The 19750-nt window shown below is 69.1% G+C and carries 13 protein-coding genes; 4 read left to right on the plus strand and 9 right to left on the minus strand.

The window, feature by feature from the left end; all coding sequences use genetic code 11:
- Positions 1-166: 166 nt before the first annotated feature.
- On the plus strand, positions 167-3493 hold the full coding sequence (gene carB, locus PKE78_RS15815; RefSeq protein ID WP_271201860.1) for a carbamoyl-phosphate synthase large subunit: 3327 nt from the start codon (positions 167-169) through the stop codon (positions 3491-3493).
- A gap of 134 nt (positions 3494-3627) precedes the next feature.
- Positions 3628-4101: a transcription elongation factor GreA gene (gene greA, locus PKE78_RS15820; RefSeq protein ID WP_271201861.1), complete on the plus strand. Its 474-nt coding sequence runs from the start codon at positions 3628-3630 to the stop codon at positions 4099-4101.
- Positions 4102-4214: 113 nt separating this feature from the next.
- On the opposite strand, the gene PKE78_RS15825 is transcribed toward greA, so the two are convergent.
- From PKE78_RS15825 to PKE78_RS15860, 8 genes are all read right to left on the minus strand, one after another.
- The gene (locus PKE78_RS15825) at positions 4215-4385 is read right to left on the minus strand and encodes a hypothetical protein (protein ID WP_271201862.1); all 171 of its coding nucleotides are present in this window, start codon (positions 4383-4385) and stop codon (positions 4215-4217) included.
- Positions 4386-4501: 116 nt separating this feature from the next.
- Positions 4502-4975 carry an Lrp/AsnC family transcriptional regulator gene (locus tag PKE78_RS15830; RefSeq protein WP_271201863.1) on the minus strand — a complete coding sequence of 158 codons (474 nt, stop codon included), beginning with the start codon at positions 4973-4975 and terminating at the stop codon, positions 4502-4504.
- Positions 4976-5396: 421 nt separating this feature from the next.
- On the minus strand, positions 5397-6287 hold the full coding sequence (locus PKE78_RS15835) for a LysR family transcriptional regulator (RefSeq protein ID WP_271201864.1): 891 nt from the start codon (positions 6285-6287) through the stop codon (positions 5397-5399).
- Positions 6288-6349: 62 nt separating this feature from the next.
- On the minus strand, positions 6350-7333 hold the full coding sequence (gene trxB, locus PKE78_RS15840; protein ID WP_271201865.1) for a thioredoxin-disulfide reductase: 984 nt from the start codon (positions 7331-7333) through the stop codon (positions 6350-6352).
- Complete coding sequence (locus tag PKE78_RS15845) at positions 7330-8328, minus strand: mitochondrial fission ELM1 family protein (protein WP_271201866.1); 999 nt, start codon at positions 8326-8328, stop codon at positions 7330-7332. Before PKE78_RS15845 ends, trxB begins: the two co-directional genes overlap by 4 nt.
- An 80-nt stretch (positions 8329-8408) precedes the next feature.
- Positions 8409-9401 (minus strand): protein-methionine-sulfoxide reductase catalytic subunit MsrP, encoded by a 993-nt coding sequence (msrP, locus tag PKE78_RS15850; protein WP_271201867.1) that lies wholly within the window; start codon positions 9399-9401, stop codon positions 8409-8411.
- Positions 9402-9497: 96 nt separating this feature from the next.
- Complete coding sequence (locus tag PKE78_RS15855) at positions 9498-10019, minus strand: DUF992 domain-containing protein (protein ID WP_271201868.1); 522 nt, start codon at positions 10017-10019, stop codon at positions 9498-9500.
- 107 nt (positions 10020-10126) lie between these two features.
- A complete protein-coding gene (locus tag PKE78_RS15860; protein ID WP_271201869.1) occupies positions 10127-11329 on the minus strand; it encodes a pyridoxal phosphate-dependent aminotransferase in 1203 nt (400 codons plus the stop codon).
- Between the two features lie 222 nt (positions 11330-11551).
- On the opposite strand from PKE78_RS15860, the gene pepN reads away from it, so the two are divergent.
- Entirely contained in the window at positions 11552-14185 is a 2634-nt protein-coding gene (pepN, locus tag PKE78_RS15865) for an aminopeptidase N (RefSeq protein ID WP_271201870.1), read from the plus strand.
- A 187-nt stretch (positions 14186-14372) separates the two neighbouring features.
- On the plus strand, positions 14373-16682 hold the full coding sequence (locus PKE78_RS15870; protein ID WP_271201871.1) for a PAS domain-containing sensor histidine kinase: 2310 nt from the start codon (positions 14373-14375) through the stop codon (positions 16680-16682).
- Positions 16683-16709: 27 nt separating this feature from the next.
- Here PKE78_RS15870 and PKE78_RS15875 read toward each other — a convergent pair whose 3' ends face one another.
- Complete coding sequence (locus PKE78_RS15875; protein WP_271201872.1) at positions 16710-19679, minus strand: bifunctional [glutamine synthetase] adenylyltransferase/[glutamine synthetase]-adenylyl-L-tyrosine phosphorylase; 2970 nt, start codon at positions 19677-19679, stop codon at positions 16710-16712.
- Between the last annotated feature and the right edge of the window lie 71 nt (positions 19680-19750).

The following is a 19750-nucleotide window of genomic DNA, read 5'->3' on the forward strand; positions in this document are numbered from 1 at the left end:
CTCCGGTTATCGTCGTCCCGCGGGACCGGATGCGTCCAACCCGGCTTCCCTGCCCGGCTTCGACCATGTAAGGAACGCGCTCAGCCACGCAATCGTCCTTCCCACCTCGCGCGTCCGCGCGGGGGCGACCGCGCCCGGCCAGCAGACGACGCCGAGACAGGTTCACATGCCCAAACGCACCGACATCGCGACGATCCTCATCATCGGAGCGGGACCGATCGTCATCGGGCAAGCTTGCGAGTTCGACTACTCCGGCACCCAGGCCTGTAAGGCGCTGCGGGAGGAGGGCTACCGGATCGTCCTGGTCAACTCGAACCCCGCGACCATCATGACCGATCCGGGCATGGCGGACGCGACATACATCGAGCCGATCACGCCGGAGATCGTCGAGAAGATCATCGCCAAGGAGCGCTACGCCGTCCCAGGCGGCTTCGCGCTGCTGCCGACCATGGGCGGGCAGACCGCGCTCAACTGCGCGCTGTCGCTGAAGAAGATGGGCGCGCTCGAGAAGTACGACGTCGAGATGATCGGCGCGACCGCCGAGGCGATCGACAAGGCCGAGGATCGCGAGCTGTTCCGCGAGGCCATGACCAAGATCGGGCTGGAGACGCCGCGCTCGCGCCTGGCCCACAACCTCTCCGAGGCGCTGGTCGCGCTCGAGGACATCGGCCTGCCGGCGATCATCCGCCCGAGCTTCACCATGGGCGGCACCGGCGGCGGCATCGCCTACAATCGCGAGGAGTTCCTCGAGATCGTCGAGCGCGGCGTCGACGCCTCGCCGACCGACGAGGTGCTGATCGAGGAGAGCGTGCTCGGCTGGAAGGAGTACGAGATGGAGGTCGTCCGCGACAAGGCGGACAACTGCATCATCGTGTGCTCGATCGAGAACATCGACCCGATGGGCATCCACACCGGCGATTCGATCACGGTGGCCCCGGCGCTGACGCTGACCGACAAGGAATACCAGCGCATGCGCGACGCCTCGCTCGCGACGCTGCGCGAGATCGGCGTCGAGACCGGCGGCTCCAACGTCCAGTTCGCGATCGACCCGGCCACCGGCCGCATGATCGTCATCGAGATGAACCCGCGCGTGTCGCGCTCCTCGGCGCTCGCGTCGAAGGCCACGGGTTTCCCGATCGCCAAGGTCGCGGCCAAGCTCGCGGTCGGCTACACGCTGGACGAGATCGACAACGACATCACCGGCGGCGCGACGCCGGCCTCGTTCGAGCCGACGATCGACTACGTCGTCACAAAGATCCCGCGCTTCGCCTTCGAGAAGTTCCCTGGCGCGGAGCCGACGCTGACGACCTCGATGAAGTCGGTCGGCGAGGCCATGGCGATCGGGCGCACCTTCCCCGAAAGCCTGCAGAAGGCGCTGCGCTCGCTGGAGACGGGGCTGACCGGCCTCGACGAGATCGAGGTCGACGGCCTCGGACAGGGCGACGACAGGAACGCCATCCGCGCCGCGCTCGGCCGCCCGACGCCGGACCGCTTCGTCAAATGCGCGCAGGCGCTGCGGCTCGGCTTCACCGTCGAGGAGATCCACGACGCCTGCAAGATCGACCCGTGGTTCCTGCGGCAGCTCGAAGGGCTGGTGGCGACCGAGGAGAAGGTCCGCCGTTACGGCCTGCCGACGTCCGAGAAGGCGTTCCGCAAGCTGAAGGCGCAGGGTTTCTCGGACGCCCGGCTTGCGACGCTCGCCGGCCTGTCGGCCGAGCAGGTCGCCGCGCGGCGGCGCTCGCTCGGCGTGCGCCCGGTCTACAAGCGCATCGACACCTGCGCGGCCGAATTCGCCTCGCCGACCGCCTATATGTACTCGACCTACGCGCCCGCCTTCGCCGGCGGCGAGCCGCAGGACGAGGCGCGCCCGTCCGACCGGAAGAAGGTCGTCATTCTGGGCGGCGGTCCGAACCGCATCGGCCAGGGCATCGAGTTCGACTACTGCTGCTGCCACGCCTGCTACGCGCTCAGCGAGGCCGGCTACGAGACCATCATGGTCAACTGCAACCCGGAAACCGTCTCGACCGATTACGACACCTCGGACCGGCTCTACTTCGAGCCGCTGACCGCCGAGGACGTGCTCGAGATCATTGAGACCGAGACCTCGAACGGCACGCTGCACGGCGTGATCGTGCAGTTCGGCGGCCAGACGCCGCTGAAGCTCGCCAACGCTCTGGAGGCCGCCGGCGTGCCGATCCTTGGTACGACGCCGGACGCGATCGACCTCGCCGAGGACCGCGATCGCTTCAAGCGTCTGCTCGACAAGCTCAAGCTGGTGCAGCCCAAGAACGGCATCGCCTATTCGGTCGAGCAGTCGCGGGTCGTGGCGGAGGGCCTCGGCTTCCCGCTGGTCGTCCGCCCGTCCTACGTGCTCGGCGGCCGCGCTATGGCGATCCTGCACGACGAGAGAATGTTCTCGGACTATCTGCTCGGCACCCTGCCCGACCTCGTGCCCGAGGACGTCAAGCAGCGCTACCCCAACGACAAGACCGGGCAGATCAACACCGTCCTGTCCCGCAACCCGCTGCTGTTCGATCGCTACCTGTCCGACGCGATTGAGGTGGACGTCGACGCGCTGTGCGACCGCAAGGACGTCTTCATCTGCGGGATCATGGAGCACATCGAGGAAGCCGGCATCCATTCCGGCGATTCGGCCTGCTCGCTGCCGCCGCACTCGCTGTCGCCCGAAATCATCCGGCGGCTCGAGGACCAGACCCGCGCCATGGCGCTGGCGCTCGAGGTCGGCGGCCTGATGAACGTGCAATACGCGATCAAGGGCGACGTCATCTACGTGCTAGAGGTCAATCCGCGCGCCTCGCGAACGGTGCCCTTCGTCGCCAAGGTGGTGGGCCAGCCCTTCGCCAAGATCGCCTCGCGGGTGATGGCGGGCGAGCCGCTCGCCTCGTTCGGGCTCACGTCCGAGCCGCTCGGCCACATCGCGGTGAAGGAGGCGGTGTTCCCCTTCGCGCGTTTTCCCGGCGTCGACACGGTGCTGGGGCCGGAGATGCGCTCGACCGGCGAAGTCATGGGGCTCGACTACGACTACGGAGTCGCCTTCGCCAAGAGCCAGCTCGGCGGTGGCACCCGCGTGCCGCGTTCGGGCGTGGTCTTCGTTTCGGTGAAGGAAGCGGATAAGGACCGCATCCTGGCGCCCGTGCGCATGCTGGCGGACCTCGGCTTCAAGATCATCGCGACCTCGGGCACCCAGCGGCATCTGGCCGCCCACGGCATCGACGCGCAGAAGATCAACAAGGTGCTGGAGGGCCGGCCCCACGTCGTCGACGCCATCAAGAACGGCGGCGTCCAGCTCGTGTTCAACACCACGGACGGCGCCCAGGCCCTGAGCGACAGCCGCTCGCTCCGCCGCGCCGCCCTCTTGCACAAAGTGCCGTACTATACGACCCTCGCGGGCGCTGTAGCCGCGGCGCAGGGGATCAAGGCCTATCTGGGCGGAGACCTCGAAGTCCGCGCGCTGCAATCCTATTTCGCCTGAGGCGGCCGACCCGGCCGCCATTCGTCAGCGTCCGGGACCGAGCCGCTTCAACGGCGCTCTCCCGGCCAACCGTCAGCCGCTCCCCGAGGCGAATCCGTCCCGGGGCTGTAAGCGGTTATGCAAGAGAGACTGAAATGGACAAGATCCCGATGACCGCCGCCGGCCTCGTCGCGTTGGAGGCGGAGCTCAAGCATCGCGCCTCCGGCGAGCGTCCGCGCATCATCGCCGCGATCGCCGAGGCCCGGTCCCACGGCGACCTGTCCGAGAACGCGGAGTACCACGCCGCCAAGGAGCAGCAGAGCCTGAACGAGGGCCGCATCGCCGAGCTCGAGAGCACCATCGCGCGCGCCGAGATCATCGACGTCTCCAAGCTCAAGGGCGACACGATCACCTTCGGCGCCACCGTCACGCTGGTGGACGAGGACACCGACGAGGAGAAGGTCTACCAGATCGTCGGCGAACCGGAGTCGGACGTGAAAGCCGGGCGCGTGTCGATCGGCTCGCCGATCGCGCGCGCGCTCGTCGGCAAAAAAGTCGGAGATGCCGTCGAAGTCGTCACCCCGGGCGGCGGCAAGAGCTATGAAGTGCTGAAGATCCGCTTCGTGTGAACATCAGGCGGCGCGGACGCCTCTTTCGCGCCACGCCGCGCCCGTCTTCGCCAAACGAAAACGGCCGCCCCAAGGGCGGCCGTCGAGCAATCCGGCTTCGATAGCCCGCTTGCTTAGACGACGCTGAAGAGAACGACGGCCATCGCGACCACCGCCGCGCCGATGCTGGCGATCAGCACTACCGGCATTCCCTTCGGCTTGTTGGTGCCCTGCTTCGCCTCGACCGGCTCCAGCGTTTCGGCTCGCGCGCCTGGCGGGGGGGTGTTGTGCGCTTCGTAAGTCATGGAAATCTCCTTTGATCGGTGCGCGCGACGCGCTTTCGCGAGGCGCTCTCACAAAGACAACGATCAAAGCGCGGAACCGATCCCGGAAAACTTGCCGCAGCGGCGAAGATCGACGTTTAGTCCGCCGCCTCGAACGGAGCCGTCGCCTCGTTCTTAATCTGGCCTAGCGCCAGCGCGGTCTTCACCGTTTTGACGTTGCCAGCGCTCGTCAGCTCGATCACGAAGCTCTGGAAACTGGGCAGATCGCGCGCGACGCACTTCAGCATGAAGTCGATTTCGCCTGAAAGCATGAAGCACTCCCGCACCTGCGGCCAGCGCCGGACCTTGTCCTCGAAGGCGGCCAGATCGGCCTCGGAGTTGCCGGCGAGCTGGACCATGGCGAAGGCCGTGACCTCGAAGCCGAGCTTGCGTTCGTCGAGCAACGCGCGATAGCCGCGGATCGCGTCGGCTTCCTCCAGCGCCCTCACCCGCCTGAGGCAAGGCGGCGCCGAGATGCCCACGCGCCGGGCGAGCTCGACATTCGTGATCCGTCCGTTCGCCTGAAGCTCGGAGAGAATCTTCAGATCGATCGCGTCGAAGCGCTCCCGCATCCCCGATACCTTTGTTGCAGCGCAGCAAGATCAGCGGTGTAACTGTGGCCTCGGGCGAACTCAAGCGGAGCGACGTCGCAGGGCAACGCGCAAAAAAAAGCCGGCCATGACGGGCCGGCTTCATGAGTTTCGAAGCTCGCGCCGGGGAATGCGCTCACTTTCGAGGGGAACAGCCGGCTTGCGGACGCCGCGCAGGGAGGCCGCGTGGCGATGCAATCAGCATACGCTGACAGTGGGGACGTCGAGACGCCGGATCAAGGCTTCCCAGAGCATGCCGGCCATGCAAATGGCGTCGGATTGAGCGATTTGCATTCGATTTAGGCGCTCCCGCGACCGGGACGCAGGAACGCAAACCGCATGCATATCCGAGACTTACTCCAATGCGCTACGCGAAGCCCGCCGCGGGACGCCTCATACTGCGTCAAAACGACCAGCGTTGCGCCTTCGACAGCACGAAATCTCGGAACACGTTGATCCGCGCAACGTTCTTCAGCTCTTCGGGGTAGACGAAATAGGCGTCCAGAGCGGGCATGTCGGCGTCGGGCAGCACGCGCACCAGTTCGGACGTCTGCTCGATGAAATAGTCCGGGATCACGGCGAGCCCGACGCCGCTTTCAACCGCAAGCTTGATCGCCGCCACGCTGTTGATGGTCAGGGCCGCCGGGCGTGGATCGCGCGGGTGCCGACCCACGGTGAGCGGCCAGTTGATGCTCTGGAGGAAGGAGGGGATCGGCCCTCCGAACTCGATCAGGCGATGCTGGTCGAGTTCGGCGACCGTCGCCGGCCGCCCGTGGCGCTTGATGTAGTCCGGCGAGGCGAACAGGTGGAAATGCACCGTGAAGAGCCGTCGCTGGATCAGATCCGGCTGGGTCGGCTGCCGCAGCCGGATGGCGATGTCCGCCTCGCGCATCGAGAGATCGAGCTCGTCGTCGGTGAGGATGAGCTGGAGCTGAATGTCGGGATAGAGCTCCATGAACTCTTTGAGCCGCGGCGTCAGCCAGCCGGCTCCGAGGCCGACCGTCGTCGTAAGCTTCAGCACGCCGTTTGGTCGTTCGCGGCTGTCGGTGAGGATGGAGCGCGCCGCCTCAAGCTTCGAGAACACGTCCTGTGTGGTGCGGAACAGAAGCTCGCCCTGCTCGGTCAGGATCAGGCCGCGAGCGTGGCGGTGGAACAGCGGCACCTTTAAGTCGTGTTCCAGCGCCGAGACCTGACGGCTGACGGCGGACTGACTGAGCCCCAGCATCTCCCCCGCCTTGGTGAAGCTGCCGGCGTCGGCGGCGGCGTGGAAAATGCGCAGCTTGTCCCAGTCCATCCGTCGCTTCCCCCCTTCGGTCCGTGCCGGCCTCTCAGGGACCGGCGTCGGCCGTGTGATGATCAGGCCGCGTGTCGCGCAGCCTCTTCCGCCGCGATGAAACGTTCGGCGTCGAGCGCCGCCATGCAGCCCATGCCGGCCGCGGTCACCGCCTGCCGGTACGTCTCGTCCGCGACGTCGCCGGCCGCGAACACGCCCGGCACGTTGGTGAGCGACGTTCCCGGCCGCACCGCGAGATAGCCGGACGGCTTCATGTCGAGCTGGCCGCGGAACAGCTCCGTCGCCGGCGCATGCCCGATCGCGACGAACACGCCGTCGGCCTTGAGCACGGTCGGCACGCCGGTGCGGACATCGACCAGCTTCACGCCCTCGACCTTCAGCGGCGTTCCCCCGCCGATGATCTCGCCGATCGTCGCGTTCCAGACGATCTCGACCTTGGGATGCGCGAACAGCCGGTCCTGCAGGATGCGCTCGGCCCGGAAGCTCTCGCGCCGATGCACGACCGTGACCTTGGAGGCGAAGTTGGTCAGGAACAGCGCCTCCTCGACCGCGGTGTTGCCGCCGCCGACGACGACGACTTCCTTGTTGCGGAAGAAGAAGCCGTCGCAGGTGGCGCAGGCGGACACGCCGTAGCCCTTGAAGCGCTCTTCGCTGTCGAGGCCGAGCCACTTCGCCTGCGCGCCGGTCGAGACGATCAGCGCGTCCGCTGTGACGACGCCGCTCGACTCCGTCTCCAGCACGAACGGCCGGCGCGACAGGTCGACCTTCGAGACATGGTCGACGAGCGTGCGCGCGCCCATGCGCTCGGCCTGGGTTTGCATCTGCTCCATCAGCCACGGACCCTGGATGGGCTCGGCGAAGCCCGGGTAGTTCTCGACGTCGGTGGTGATGGTGAGCTGCCCGCCCGGCTGAAGGCCGGAGATCACGAGCGGCTCCAGCATGGCGCGCGCGGCGTAGACCGCGGCCGTCCAGCCGGCGGGGCCCGAGCCAAGGATCACGACGCGCTCGTGACGCGCGGCGGCGGGGCGGAAAGGTTCGGTCGTCATCGCATTCGTCCGTTCGTGACACGCGCGACGATCGGGCCGTCGCGCTCGGCTTCGCGCCGCAGGATGTGGCGGGTCGCGGCCAACGCCTCGATGGCGCCGGCGACCTCGGGCGTCGAGTCGATCGGCGTGTAGCAGTAGCGCTCGAGTCTGCCGGAGAACGGCCGGATCGCGCCGAGCGCGGTCAGCCGGTCCAGAAACGCGCGCGTCTTCCGCCGCCCGCCGGAGGGCTCGAAGACCATCACCGGTCTGCCGGTCGCCACCGCCTCGCCCACCATATTGGTGGAATCCGCGGTCACGACGAGCGCTTCGGCCTGCGCTAGCAACGAAATGTAGGGGTTATCCCCCGTTCCGTCCCATAAGTAGTGGCAGATCGCCCGCACCGCCAGCTTCAGGCGCTCGGGCGTGCGGCGCGAGGCCGTGGCGAGAAGCACCGCCCCCTCCGCGCGCAGCCGCGCAAGCCCCGCCGCGAGCCGGTCGATGTCCTCTTCGGTGAAGCGCGCATGCCGCGTGTCGCCGCCGAAGAGCACGGCGACGCGCGGGCCGGTGACTGACGCCGGGACCAGCGGCGGCGCCGCGCGCGCGGCCGCGAGCCGGACCGGGTTGATGCGGTGGGGGCTCGTGGGGGTGACGATCACGTTCGGACCGCGCAGACGGTCGTGCTCCGGAACCCAGATGATGTCGGCGAAACCCGATCCCGCCCGCGCGTCGCGCAGGAACACCGTGATCGTGCGCCCGCCGGAGGCGGCGCGGATGCGTCGGAGGTGCGGCACGACACGGCGCCCGGCGGCCACCACCAAGTCCGGCCAGCCCTCGCCGGTCGGCGCGATCGGGCTGCCGAAGCGGTCGGGCGCGTCGCGGGGATCGAGAGGTCCCCAGGGCGCAAGCCAAACCCAGGGCCGGCGCGGGATGACGCGGCGCTTCTCGACATGGTCCGCCACCGCCTCGGCGACCCCGAGGCAGGGCTGCTCGTCGCCCGGCTTTCCGTCCGTCAACACCCATGCGCGCATGGCGGAACTGTGGGATGCGAGAGGCTAGGACGCAAGCTCGCGCGGCCGCGACGGATCGGCCGCCGGGATCACATGTAGAGCTTCTGGCCCTCGAGCCCCTTGTAGAGGCCGGCGACCTGCTCGCCATAGCCGTTGAACAGCAACGTCGGCCGGGTCTCGTCGGTGCCGAGGACGCGCTCGCGCGCCTGGCTCCAGCGGGGATGGTCGACCCTTGGGTTCACATTGGCCCAGAAGCCGTATTCGGACGGGCCGGCGGCCGCCCACAGCGTACGCGGCATCTCCTCGACGAAGTCGACGCTCACGATCGACTTCACCGATTTGAAGCCGTACTTCCACGGCGCCACGAGGCGGATCGGCGCGCCCATCTGCTTCGACAGCGGCTTGCCATAGGCACCGGTGGCGAGGAAGGCGAGTTCGTTGGTCGCCTCCGCGATGGACAGGCCCTCGACATAGGGCCACTCGAACAGCGGGCTGCGTTGGCCGCTCGCCACCTCGGGCTTCAGGAAGGCGGTGAGCTTGACGTACTTCGCCGAGCCGAGCGGCTTCGCCCACTCGACGAAGCTCTTCAGCGGAACGCCGCTCCACGGCAGCGCCATGCCCCAGGCTTCGACGCAGCGGTGGCGGTAAAGCCGCTCCTCGAGCGGCAGCGCCTTCAGCAGGTCGTCGATCCCGACTTCGCGCGGCGTCTCGACCAACCCGCCGACGCGCAGCGTCCACGGCCTGAGCGGGAGCTTCTGGGCGGCGGACGCGATGTATTTGGTCGTGCCGAACTCGTAGAAATTGTTGTAGCCGAGGTTCACGCTCTCGGGCGTCACAGGGCGGTCGAGCGCGTAGGCCTCGTTGCGCTTCACGGGATAGAGGCCCGCGGTCGGGTCCTTCTCCGGCGGCGCGGCCGGCTCGTCGGAGCCGAACAGCCAGCCCGCCTCCGCCTTGCTCGCGCCCAGCGCGGCCGCGACGCCCGCCGCGGCCGCGCCCACGAAGCGGCGGCGCCCGAGCGCGACCGCCTCCGGCGTCGCCTCGCTTTCGCGAATAGCCCAGCTCGGCGTGCGTTTGATCAGCATGGATCGCTCCCGTTTGGTCATGGGAGGTACGCATGGGAACGGCCGAACGTTACGCCCGGCCGCGGAACCGCCTTCACATCCCCGCGAGACGCGCGGTCAGACCGGATCGAGCGTCAGCGACGACAGGCCGGCCGAGACGGAAAGGCCGGTCTGGCCTTCGAAGCTCAGCGGCTGCAGCGCGATCGAGCGGCCCGAGCCGCCAAGGAGAACGTTGGCCCCGCCGCCGATCAAAGCCGCCGCGCTGATCGACGCGCCGCGGTAGCGTCCCGCCAGATCGCCGGGTCCGATGTCTTCGGTGCGCGTGACGACCGCCCATTTCAGCACGCTCGGACCCGTCGCCCCGACGTCGACTCCGATGGTCGACAGCCGGCCCATATAGGCGTCCACCGGATGCGGCGCGCCCGCCGGGCGGTACTCGCAGGCGAGATCGTTGTCCGACCCCACGATGTAGCCAATGCCGCCCGGAGACTTGCAGGTCAGGGTGCCGATCTGCACGCCGGACTCGACGTGGCGCTTCTTGGTGATGGTCACCGTGGGGTGCCCCATGTCGGCGGCGAGCGCCGCGCCGGGAACAGCGATCGCAGCCGCAAGAAGCGCGGCCTTAAGCCGGAAGGACATGACGATCTCCGATCGTTTGGTGCGAGCATGCACGAAACGTCCCCAGACTGGGTTAGGTTTCGACCTGCGTCCTGTCAATCACGCAGCCGGGGCCCCTGCCCTGCGCGTCAGCGTAAAGATCCGCAGAAGCGCTGGATGCGCGAGCAGGCCTCCTCCAGCGTCTCGTCGGCGGTCGCGTAGGAGATGCGGAAGTTCGGTCCGAGTCCGAAGGCCGATCCGTGCACGACCGCGACGCCCTCCGCCTCAAGCAGCTCGGAGACGAAATCCTCGTCGGTCGCGATGACCTTTCCGGACGGGGCGGTCCGGCCAATCGCCCCGGCGCAGGAGGGATAGACGTAGAACGCGCCTTCCGGCGTCGGGCAGTTCAAGCCGTTGGCCTGATTCAGCATCGAGACGACGAGGTCGCGCCGCCGCTCGAACGCGACGCGGAAGCCGGGGAGGAAATTCTGCGGCCCCGCCAGCGCCTCGAGCGCGGCCCATTGGGCGATGGTGCAGGCGCCCGAGGTCTGCTGGCCCTGCACCATCTCCATCGCCTTGATCAGACTGTCCGGACCCGCCGCGTAGCCGATGCGCCAGCCGGTCATGCAGTAGGCCTTCGACACGCCGTTCATGGTCAGCGTGCGCTCGTAGAGCGCGGGCTCGACCTGCGCCGGCGTCGTGAACTCGAAGCCGCCGAACACGAGATGCTCGTACATGTCGTCGGTCAGGATCCAGACATGCGGATGCCTGAGCAGCACGTCCGTCAGCGCCTTGATCTCGGCCCGGCTGTAGGCGGCTCCGGACGGGTTCGAGGGCGAGTTCAGCAGCACCCACTTGGTCTTCGGCGTGATCGCCGCGTCGAGCGCCTCGGGCTGCACCTTAAAGCCCTGCTCGAGCGTGGTCGGCAGCAGCACGGGCGTGCCGCCGTTGATCGCCACCATCTCGGGGTAGCTCACCCAGTAGGGCGCGGGGATCACGACCTCGTCGCCCGGGTTCAGCGTGGCGACGAAGGCGTTGTAGAGAATCTGCTTGCCGCCGGTGCCGACCAGCGTCTGGGAGGCCTTGTAGTCGAGCCCGTTCTCGCGCTTGAACTTCTGCGCGATCGCCTCGCGCAGCGGCGGGATCCCTGCGACCGGCGGATACTTGGTCTCGCCGCGACGGATGGCGTCGATCGCGGCGTCCTTGATGTTCTGCGGCGTGTCGAAGTCCGGCTCGCCGGCGCCGAGGCCGATGACGTCGCGTCCCTGCGCCTTGAGCTCCCGCGCCTTCTGGCTCACCGCGATCGTCGCGGACGGCTTAACGCGCGAAAGGGCGTCGGCGAGGAAGGCCATCGTTCATGCTCCGGCAGAGGTCTGGATCGGCCGGACCCTAGGCGCGGGGGCTGGAGCGCGCAAGACGAACGGCCGCCTGCAAACAACAGGTTTTGTGATCGTTTCCGCGCCTTCCGCTGATGGCGGCGAGGCAGGACCGGCGTCAGGCCCGCCTTGCCTCGGCCCCGCGCTCAAGCCTAAACCGGACGCCCTGTTCGCACCCCAAGCCGACGGAGCCGTGCCATGCGCGCCGAGGACCCCCAGATCGTCCGTCTCGCCGACTACCGGCCCTCGGACTTCCTGATCGAGACCGTCGACCTCGACGTGAACCTGCACCCGACCGCGACGCGGGTGACGGCGCGGCTGTCGATCCGTCCAAATCCGGACGGCCGCGAGGTCGCCGCGCTCGTGCTCGACGGCGAGGACCTCAACCTGGTCTCGGCTGCGATCGACGGCGGCGCGCTCGAAGCCGACGCGCTCGACGTCTCGCCGGAGCGGCTGACGATCGCCAACCCGCCGCGCCGCCCGTTTGAGCTCACCATCGTCACCGAGATCGACCCGACCGCCAACACGCGGTTGATGGGGCTCTACCGCTCCAACGGCGCCTACACCACCCAGTGCGAGGCCGAAGGCTTCCGCCGCATCACCTACTTCCTCGACCGGCCCGACGTGCTCGCGGTCTACACCACCCGCGTCGAAGGCCCGAAGGACGAGACGCCGGTCCTGCTGTCGAACGGCAACCTCGCCGAAACCGGCGAGGTTGGCGACGGCCGCCACTTCGCCGTGTGGCATGATCCCCACCCGAAGCCGTCCTATCTGTTCGCGCTGGTGGCGGGCGACCTCGGCGTGGTCGAGGACCGCTTCGTCACGGCGTCCGGCCGCGACGTCGCGCTGAAAGTGTTCGTGGAGCACGGGCGCGAGGACCGCGCCGCCTACGCGATGGACGCCATCAAGCGTTCCATGCGCTGGGACGAGGAAGCCTTCGGACGCGAATACGATCTCGACGTGTTCATGGTCGTCGCCGTCTCGCACTTCAACATGGGCGCGATGGAGAACAAGGGCCTCAACGTCTTCAACGACAAATACGTGCTGGCAAGCCCCGAGACCGCGACCGACGGCGACTACGCGAACATCGAAGCGATCATCGCCCACGAATACTTCCACAACTGGACCGGAAACCGCATCACCTGCCGCGACTGGTTCCAGCTCTGCCTGAAGGAAGGCCTCACCGTCTTCCGCGACCAGGAGTTCACCTCCGACACGCGGTCCCGGCCGGTGAAGCGCATCCAGGACGTCCGCAACCTGCGGGCGGCGCAGTTCGCCGAGGACAGCGGCCCCCTCGCCCACCCCGTGCGGCCGCAGGCCTACGCCGAGATCAACAACTTCTATACGCCGACGGTCTACGAGAAGGGCGCCGAGGTCATCCGCATGCTGAAGGTCCTGATTGGACCCGAGGCGTTCAAGGCCGGCATGGACCTCTACTTCGACCGCCACGACGGCCAGGCCTGCACGATCGAGCAATTCATCGCCTGCTTCGCGGAGGTCTCGGGCCGCGATTTCGACCAGTTCATGCTCTGGTACCATCAGGCCGGCACGCCGTCGGTCGAGGTGTCCACCGCCTATGACGCTGCGGAGAAAACCTTCACGATCGAGGCGACCCAGCGCGTGCCGCCGACGCCCGGCCAGCCGACCAAAGCGCCGGCCGTCATCCCCATGGTCGTCGGGCTGATCGGTCCGGACGGGCGCGATCTGCCGCTCGTCGTCGGGGGGCAGCCTACGGACGCGGTCCTCGCGCTGACCTCCGCGACCACGCGGGTCACCTTCGAGGGACTGAAGCAGCGTCCGGTCGCCTCCCTGTTCCGCAACTTCTCGGCGCCGGTGAAGCTGTCCGCCGACCTGACCGACGACGACTACCTGTTCCTCGCGGCGAACGACCCCGATCCGTTCAACCGCTGGCAGGCCGGGCAGACGGTGGCGCTGCGCAACCTGGTGGCGCGCGTCGCGGCGCTGCGGACGGCCGGCGCGACGCCGGAGGAGCCCCGCATCGCCGACGCCGTCCGCCGCGCCTTCGCGCCCGGCGAGACCGATCACGCCTTCGCCGCCCAGGTCGCCGCGCTGCCGAGCGAAGGCGACGTCGCCCGCGAGATCGGCGACGACGTCGATCCGGACGCGATCCACGCCGCCCGCCGCGCGCTGAAGGGCGCGATCGCGGCGAGCCTCGCCGACGAGATCGCGGCCGCCTATGCGCGCCTTGAAGACACTGGCCCCTACAGCCCCGACGCCGCCTCCGCCGGGCGGCGCGCGCTCAAGGTCAGCGCGCTGGACTACCTCGCCGCCGACGGCGGCGCGGAAGGCGTAGCGCTCGCCAAGGCGCTGTTCGACGGCGCGACCAACATGACCGACCGCATCATGGCGCTGCAGGTCCTGTCCCTGCACGCCGCGCCCGACCGCGACGCCGCGCTCGACGCCTTCGCGGCGTCCTACGGCTCCGATCCGCTGCTGATGGACAAATGGCTGCTGATCCAGGCCTCGGCGCCCCTGCCCGACACGCTCGACCGGGTGCGCGAACTGACGCGTAGCCGCTACTTCGACTCCGGCAATCCGAACCGCGTCCGCTCGCTCGTCGGCGCGTTCGGCGCCAACCCCACCCAGTTCAACCGCGCCGACGGCGCCGGCTACGCCTTCGTGGCGGAGACCGCCCGCGCGCTTGACGGCCGCAATCCGCAGGTCGCCGCGCGCCTCCTCGGCGCGTTCAAGACTTGGCGGGCGCTCGAGCCGGGCCGCCGCGCGAAAGCCGAGGACGCGCTCCGGACGCTGTCCCGCGCGCCCGGGCTCTCGGCCGACGTCGGCGACATCGTCCGCCGCGCCCTCGGCTGAAATTTGGGGCGCCGCCCAAGTGATTCATTCGACTCCACTTTTCGGCCACGCGAAGAAAAGTATTTAATTGTACGTTAATTCGCACTGGACAGTGCAGGCCGGTATTGATTCTAATAGCCAAGTCGAATCGGAACGTGGGGTTCTTCTCCGATCGACTTCAGCTCAAATCGGCCGGAAGGACACTGCGATGGCGCGCGCCAACGTGGCGGGAATGCCTGTGCGTAGCTTCGGCATCAAGAAGATCGCAGGGCCCCTGACCCGGTCGCGGTTCGGCCTCGACGACGCCGAACCCGTTCTCCGCAGACTGATCCCGGCGCTGATCGTCGCTTTTCTCTGCGTCGTCGGCGCAGGAGCCTTGATGCAGGCGCTCGACAGCCGCGGCGACGCGCTGCGGAGCGCGACCGACGAACTCGATCTGCTGGCGACGCTGGCGGCGCAGGAGCTGCCGCGCGTCAACGATCAGAACCGCGACGGCAAGCTCGGCGCCGACGTCGCCGCCGCCCTGCCCCGCGCCACGACGGAGCGCGGCCGCAGGCTTTACGTCGCCGACGAGACCGGCCGCGTCTACGTCGCGCTCGGCGCGCCCGAAGGCCAGCCGCCTTCGGATCTCGTGACGCTGCTCGGCGCGACCCAGCCGCTGACCACCTTCGGCGAACGCGCCGGCGTGATGAGCCTGACCCTGCCCGACGGCGCGACGGCGCTCGCGACCGTCCGCAACCTGCCGTACGGCCGCCCCGGACAGATCGCGCTGGTGCAGAACGTCGACGCCGCGCTCGAAAGCTGGCGCACGGCCACGCACGGCGCCGTCACGCTGTTCGCCTCCACCAGCCTCGTGCTCGCCCTACTTGGCGTCGCCTTCCACTGGCAGGCCGCCCGCGCCCGCGAGGGCGAGCGCGCCAACGCCCATGTCCGCCAGCAGGTCGACACGGCGCTGTCGCGCGGCCGCTCCGGCCTGTTCGACTGGGACGTCGCGCGCGGCCGCATCTTCTGGTCGCGCTCGCTGTTCGAGCTGCTCGGCTACACGCCGCGCGACGAGCTGGTCTCGTTCGGCGAGTTCAACGCGCTGATCCACCCCGACGACAGCGACTTCTACGCGCTTGCCGACGAGATCGCCCGCGGCGTCACCACCTCGATCGACCGCATGTTCCGCATCCGCGACGCGCGCGGCGAATGGCTCTGGCTGAGGGCCCGCGCCGAACTGGTGCGCAACAAGGGCGAGGACGGTCCGCGCCTGATCGGCATCTGCGTCGACGTCACCGAGCAGAAGCGCCTCGCCGAGGGCGCAGCCACCGCCGACATGCGGCTGCGCGACGCGATCGAGACCATCTCCGAGGCCTTCGTGCTGTGGGACAGCGAGAACCGCCTGGTGATGTGCAACTCGAAGTTCCAGGACCTCTACGAACTCGACGAGGGCGTCGTCGCGCCCGGCGCGGCGCGCGACGACATCATCGCGGCCGGCCGCCAGCCGGTGATCGTGACGCCGGTGAAGCCCGAAGGCCGCGTCGAGGAAGGCGCCCGCACCTACGACGCGCAGATCGAGGACGGCCGCTGGCTGCACATCAACGAGCGCCGCACCAAGGACGGCGGTTTCGTGTCGGTCGGCACCGACATCACCTCGCTCAAGCGGCAAGAAGAGCGGCTGATGGAGAGCGAGCGGGCGCTGATCGCCAACGTCGCCGACCTTCGAAAGTCGCGGCAGACGCTGGAGATCCAGGCGCAGCAGCTCGCCGACCTGGCCGAGAAGTACGCCGAGCAGAAGAGCGAGGCCGAGACCGCCTCCAAGGCCAAATCCGACTTCCTCGCCAACATCTCCCACGAGCTCCGCACGCCGCTCAACGCGATCATCGGCTTCTCCGAGATCATGGAGAGCGGCATGTTCGGCAATCTCGGATCCGAGAAATACTACGAATACTGCCGCGACATCCGCGAGAGCGGCCAGCATCTGCTCGACGTCATCAACGACGTGCTCGACATGTCGAAGATCGAGGCCGGGCGCTTCGGCCTGTCGCGCGAGACTCTCGACATCGACAAGGTCGTGCTCGAAGCCATGCGCGTCATCACGCCCCGGGCCGAGGAGAAGTCGATCGCGCTGCGCGCCGAGGCGGCGACCGGCGTCACGGTCGAGGTCGACCGCCGCGCGCTCAAGCAGATCCTGCTCAACCTGCTCTCGAACGCGGTGAAGTTCACCCCGCCCGGCGGCCGCATCACCGTGCGCACCCGCGCCGTCGGCGGCGCGATGAACCTCTACATCGAGGACACCGGCATCGGCATCCCGAAGGAGGCGCTGCCGAAGCTCGGCCGTCCGTTCGAGCAGGTGGAAAGCCAGTTCTCGAAGAGCCACAAGGGCTCCGGCCTCGGCCTCGCGATCTCCCGCTCGCTCGCGGAACTGCACGGCGGCGTCATGCGCATCCGCTCGACGGTCGGCGCCGGCACCGTGGTGCTGGTCCGCCTGCCCGTGCGGGCGGACGGCGAGATTCTCGAAGACAAGATCGCCTGAGACGACGGCGGGTCGTTTCGCCCGCCGCTACCGCAGCCCCGCCAGCACCCGCTTGAACGCCTGCCGCGCAGCCTTCTGCGTCTCCGCGAGCGTCGCCTCCAGCCGCTTGAAGTCGGGCTCGTGGGCGGTGCGGGCGAGCAGAAGCTTCAGCGCCGGAGGGGCCGACGCCGGGTCGAACGCCTCGCCGAGCGCGAGCCGCAGGATTTGCGTCAGGTCCTGCTGCAGCCGCGACGCGGCGATCAGCGGCTCATGGTCGTCCGCCGACAGCAGCCGCAGCCGACGCGCCCGGTCGAGCGCCGGGATCACCGCCGTGAACAGAACCTCCGGCCTCTTAGCGGCGTGGGCGAGCTGCAACGCCTGCACCGCGAATTCGACGTCCACCAACCCGCCCGGCGCATGCTTGAGGTTCCAGATCCCGCCGCCGCCCTTCTCCTTGTCGAGCAGCGCGCGCATCGCCTTCACGTCGGCGGCCACGCGGGCGCGGTCGTGGGGGGCGCACAGCACCTTGCCGATGGCGCGGCCGACGGTGCGGCGGAACGCCTTCCCGCCCGCCACCACGCGGGCGCGGGTCAGCGCCATGTGCTCCCAGGTCTCGGCCTCGTCGGCCTGATAGAGCTCGAAGGCCTTTAGCCGGGTCGCGAGCGGGCCGGCGCGGCCTGAAGGCCGGAGCCGCACGTCGACGTCGTAAAGCACCCCCTCGCCCGTCGGCGCAGACAGCGCCGCGAGCAGCCGCTGCGTCAGGCGTGCGTAATACTGGCTCGGCGCCAGCGGGCGAGGGCCGTCGCTGTCAGGCGCGGAGTCCGGATGGTCGTAAAGCAGGATGATGTCGAGGTCCGACGCCGCCGTCATCTCCTCGCCGCCGAGCTTCCCGAGCGCGACCACCGCCGCCGCGCCCCCGGGAACCCGGCCGTGGGCCTTACGGAGCTCGCGCTCCACGCACTCGAACAGGGCGCGGATCAGCGCGTCGGCGATATGGGTGAAGACGCCGCCGGCCTGGTCCGCCCCGACCGCGCCGGCGGCGACGCGCAGCGACACCAGCGTCTTGAGCTCCTGACCGACGATGCGCGCCCGGTCGAGCGCGTCCTCGTAGGAGGCGGCCTGATCGAGCGCCTGCGCCACGCGCTCCTCAATCTCGACCGCGTCCGGCAGGTGGCCGAAGAAGGCGGGATCGAGCAGCGCGTCGAGTACGCGCGGACGGCGCGCCAGCGTTTCCCCGAGCTTCGGCGCCGCGCCGAGCACGTCGGCGAGCAGCGACAGCACCTGCGGATTGGCGCGGATCAGAGCCAGAAGCGCGACGCCGGACCGCGTACGCTCCAGCGCCTTGTCGAAGCCGAACAGCGCCTCGTCCGGCCGGCCCGAGGCGGCGAAGGCGGTCAGCAGCGCAGGCACCAGCTCGGTCAGAAGCTCGCGCGCGCGAGAACTTCGCATGGAAGGGTAGCGCCCGTGATGCCAGCCGCGGACGATCGCGGAGACCGACGCCGGCTCGCGGTAGCCAAGCGCGGCCATGGTCGCAAGCGTCGCGGGATCGTCGGCTTCGCCCGTGAACACCAGGTCGCCGACGTCGGAGGCGAGCGGCGGCGCGTCCTCGAACAGCCGCGCGTAGTGCCTCCGCACCAGTTCGAGCCGCCGCGTCAGCGCGTCCGCGAAGGCCGCCCGGCCGTCGAAGCCGCAGAAATGCGCGAACGCTCCGAGGTCCTTAGGGTCGTCGGGCAGCGAGTGGGTCTGCGCGTCATCGCGCATCTGCAGCCGATGCTCGATCGTGCGCAGGAAGCCGTAGGCCTCGGTCAGCTCGTCGCGGGCGCGCGTGGTGATCCATCCAGCGGCGGCGAGCCGGGCGAGGCCCTGCACGGTGCCGCGCACTCTTAAGTCGGGATCTCGTCCCCCGGCCACAAGCTGCTGGGTCTGAACGAAAAATTCAATCTCGCGGATGCCGCCGCGGCCGAGCTTGAGATTGTGGCCCTCGACCGCGATCTCGCCATGGCCCTTGTGCGCGTGGATCTGGCGCTTCATCGCGTGGATGTCCGAGATCGCCGCGTGGTCGAGCGAACGGCGCCAGACGAAGGGGCGCAATTCGGAGAGAAACGCGTCGCCCGCCAACGCATCGCCGGCGACGACGCGGGCCTTGATCATGGCCGCGCGCTCCCAGTTCTGCCCGACCGTCTCGTAGTAGAGCATCGCGGCGTCACGGGAGAGCGCGACCGGCGTCGCGCCGGGATCGGGCCGCAGGCGCAGGTCGACGCGCGCGACGTAACCGTCGGCGGTGCGCTCCTGCAGCAGCTTCACGAGCGTCTGCGTCACGCGCGCGAACGTCTGCGTCGCTTCCGAAGGCTCGGCCAGCGGCGCGACCTGCGCATCGTAGAAAATGACGAGATCGACGTCGGAGGAATAGTTCAGCTCGCCTGCGCCGAGCTTTCCCATGGCCAGCACGAACAGTCCCGAACCCGTCTCGGGATCGGCAGTATCGGGCAGCGCGATCCGGCCGGCCTGATGCGCCTCGGCCAGCGCGAAGCGGAGCGCCGCGCGGATGGCGGCGTCGGCGAAGCTCGACAGGGCGGACGTCACCTCCGCCGCCCCCCAGACGCCGCCGATGTCGGCGAGCGCGGCCAGCAGCGCGAGTTCGGCGCGGGACCGGCGCAGCAGCGCCATGAGCGCCGCGCGGTCGCCGAGGGGCGCGGCGGCGACGACGTCGAGCAGCTCCGCCAGGCGCGCCTCCGGCTCGCGCTCGAACAGCTCGACCGCGCGGGCCGGCTGACGCTCGATCAGGCTCCACAGGAAGGACGACCCGTCCGCGACCGCCTCAAGCAGCTGGCGGAGCTCAGGCCGCTCGGCGAGAGCCGCGATCTCGGGCGCCTCCGCGCCGAGATCGTCGACCTTCCGGCGCGCGGCCTTCCTGTCGGCGGGCGTCGCAGACGACCGGACGCGCACGGCGAGCGCGCGCGTATCCTGCTCCTGCGCCGCCGCGGCCGCTTGTCGTGCGGTCGTGTTGCGAGCGGTCATGGACGTTTCCTCCGCCCGACGTTGTAAGCGTCCGGGCGGCCGGCCCCAAGCTCCAATGACGGCTGGTGCGG

Origin of the sequence: Methylopila turkensis (assembly GCF_027922325.1) — a bacterium.
Taxonomy (GTDB): domain Bacteria; phylum Pseudomonadota; class Alphaproteobacteria; order Rhizobiales; family Methylopilaceae; genus Methylopila; species Methylopila turkensis.

Bases quoted from the DNA above. Each gene is read 5' to 3' on its own strand.
- carB (WP_271201860.1), top strand. From the start codon at position 167: ATGCCCAAACGCACCGACATCGCGACGATCCTCATCATCGGAGCGGGA.
- greA (WP_271201861.1), top strand. From the start codon at position 3,628: ATGGACAAGATCCCGATGACCGCCGCCGGCCTCGTCGCGTTGGAGGCG.
- PKE78_RS15825 (WP_271201862.1), bottom strand. From the start codon at position 4,385: ATGACTTACGAAGCGCACAACACCCCCCCGCCAGGCGCGCGAGCCGAA.
- PKE78_RS15830 (WP_271201863.1), bottom strand. From the start codon at position 4,975: ATGCGGGAGCGCTTCGACGCGATCGATCTGAAGATTCTCTCCGAGCTT.
- PKE78_RS15835 (WP_271201864.1), bottom strand. From the start codon at position 6,287: ATGGACTGGGACAAGCTGCGCATTTTCCACGCCGCCGCCGACGCCGGC.
- trxB (WP_271201865.1), bottom strand. From the start codon at position 7,333: ATGACGACCGAACCTTTCCGCCCCGCCGCCGCGCGTCACGAGCGCGTC.
- msrP (WP_271201867.1), bottom strand. From the start codon at position 9,401: ATGCTGATCAAACGCACGCCGAGCTGGGCTATTCGCGAAAGCGAGGCG.
- PKE78_RS15855 (WP_271201868.1), bottom strand. From the start codon at position 10,019: ATGTCCTTCCGGCTTAAGGCCGCGCTTCTTGCGGCTGCGATCGCTGTT.
- PKE78_RS15860 (WP_271201869.1), bottom strand. From the start codon at position 11,329: ATGGCCTTCCTCGCCGACGCCCTTTCGCGCGTTAAGCCGTCCGCGACG.
- pepN (WP_271201870.1), top strand. From the start codon at position 11,552: ATGCGCGCCGAGGACCCCCAGATCGTCCGTCTCGCCGACTACCGGCCC.
- PKE78_RS15870 (WP_271201871.1), top strand. From the start codon at position 14,373: ATGGCGCGCGCCAACGTGGCGGGAATGCCTGTGCGTAGCTTCGGCATC.
- PKE78_RS15875 (WP_271201872.1), bottom strand. From the start codon at position 19,679: ATGACCGCTCGCAACACGACCGCACGACAAGCGGCCGCGGCGGCGCAG.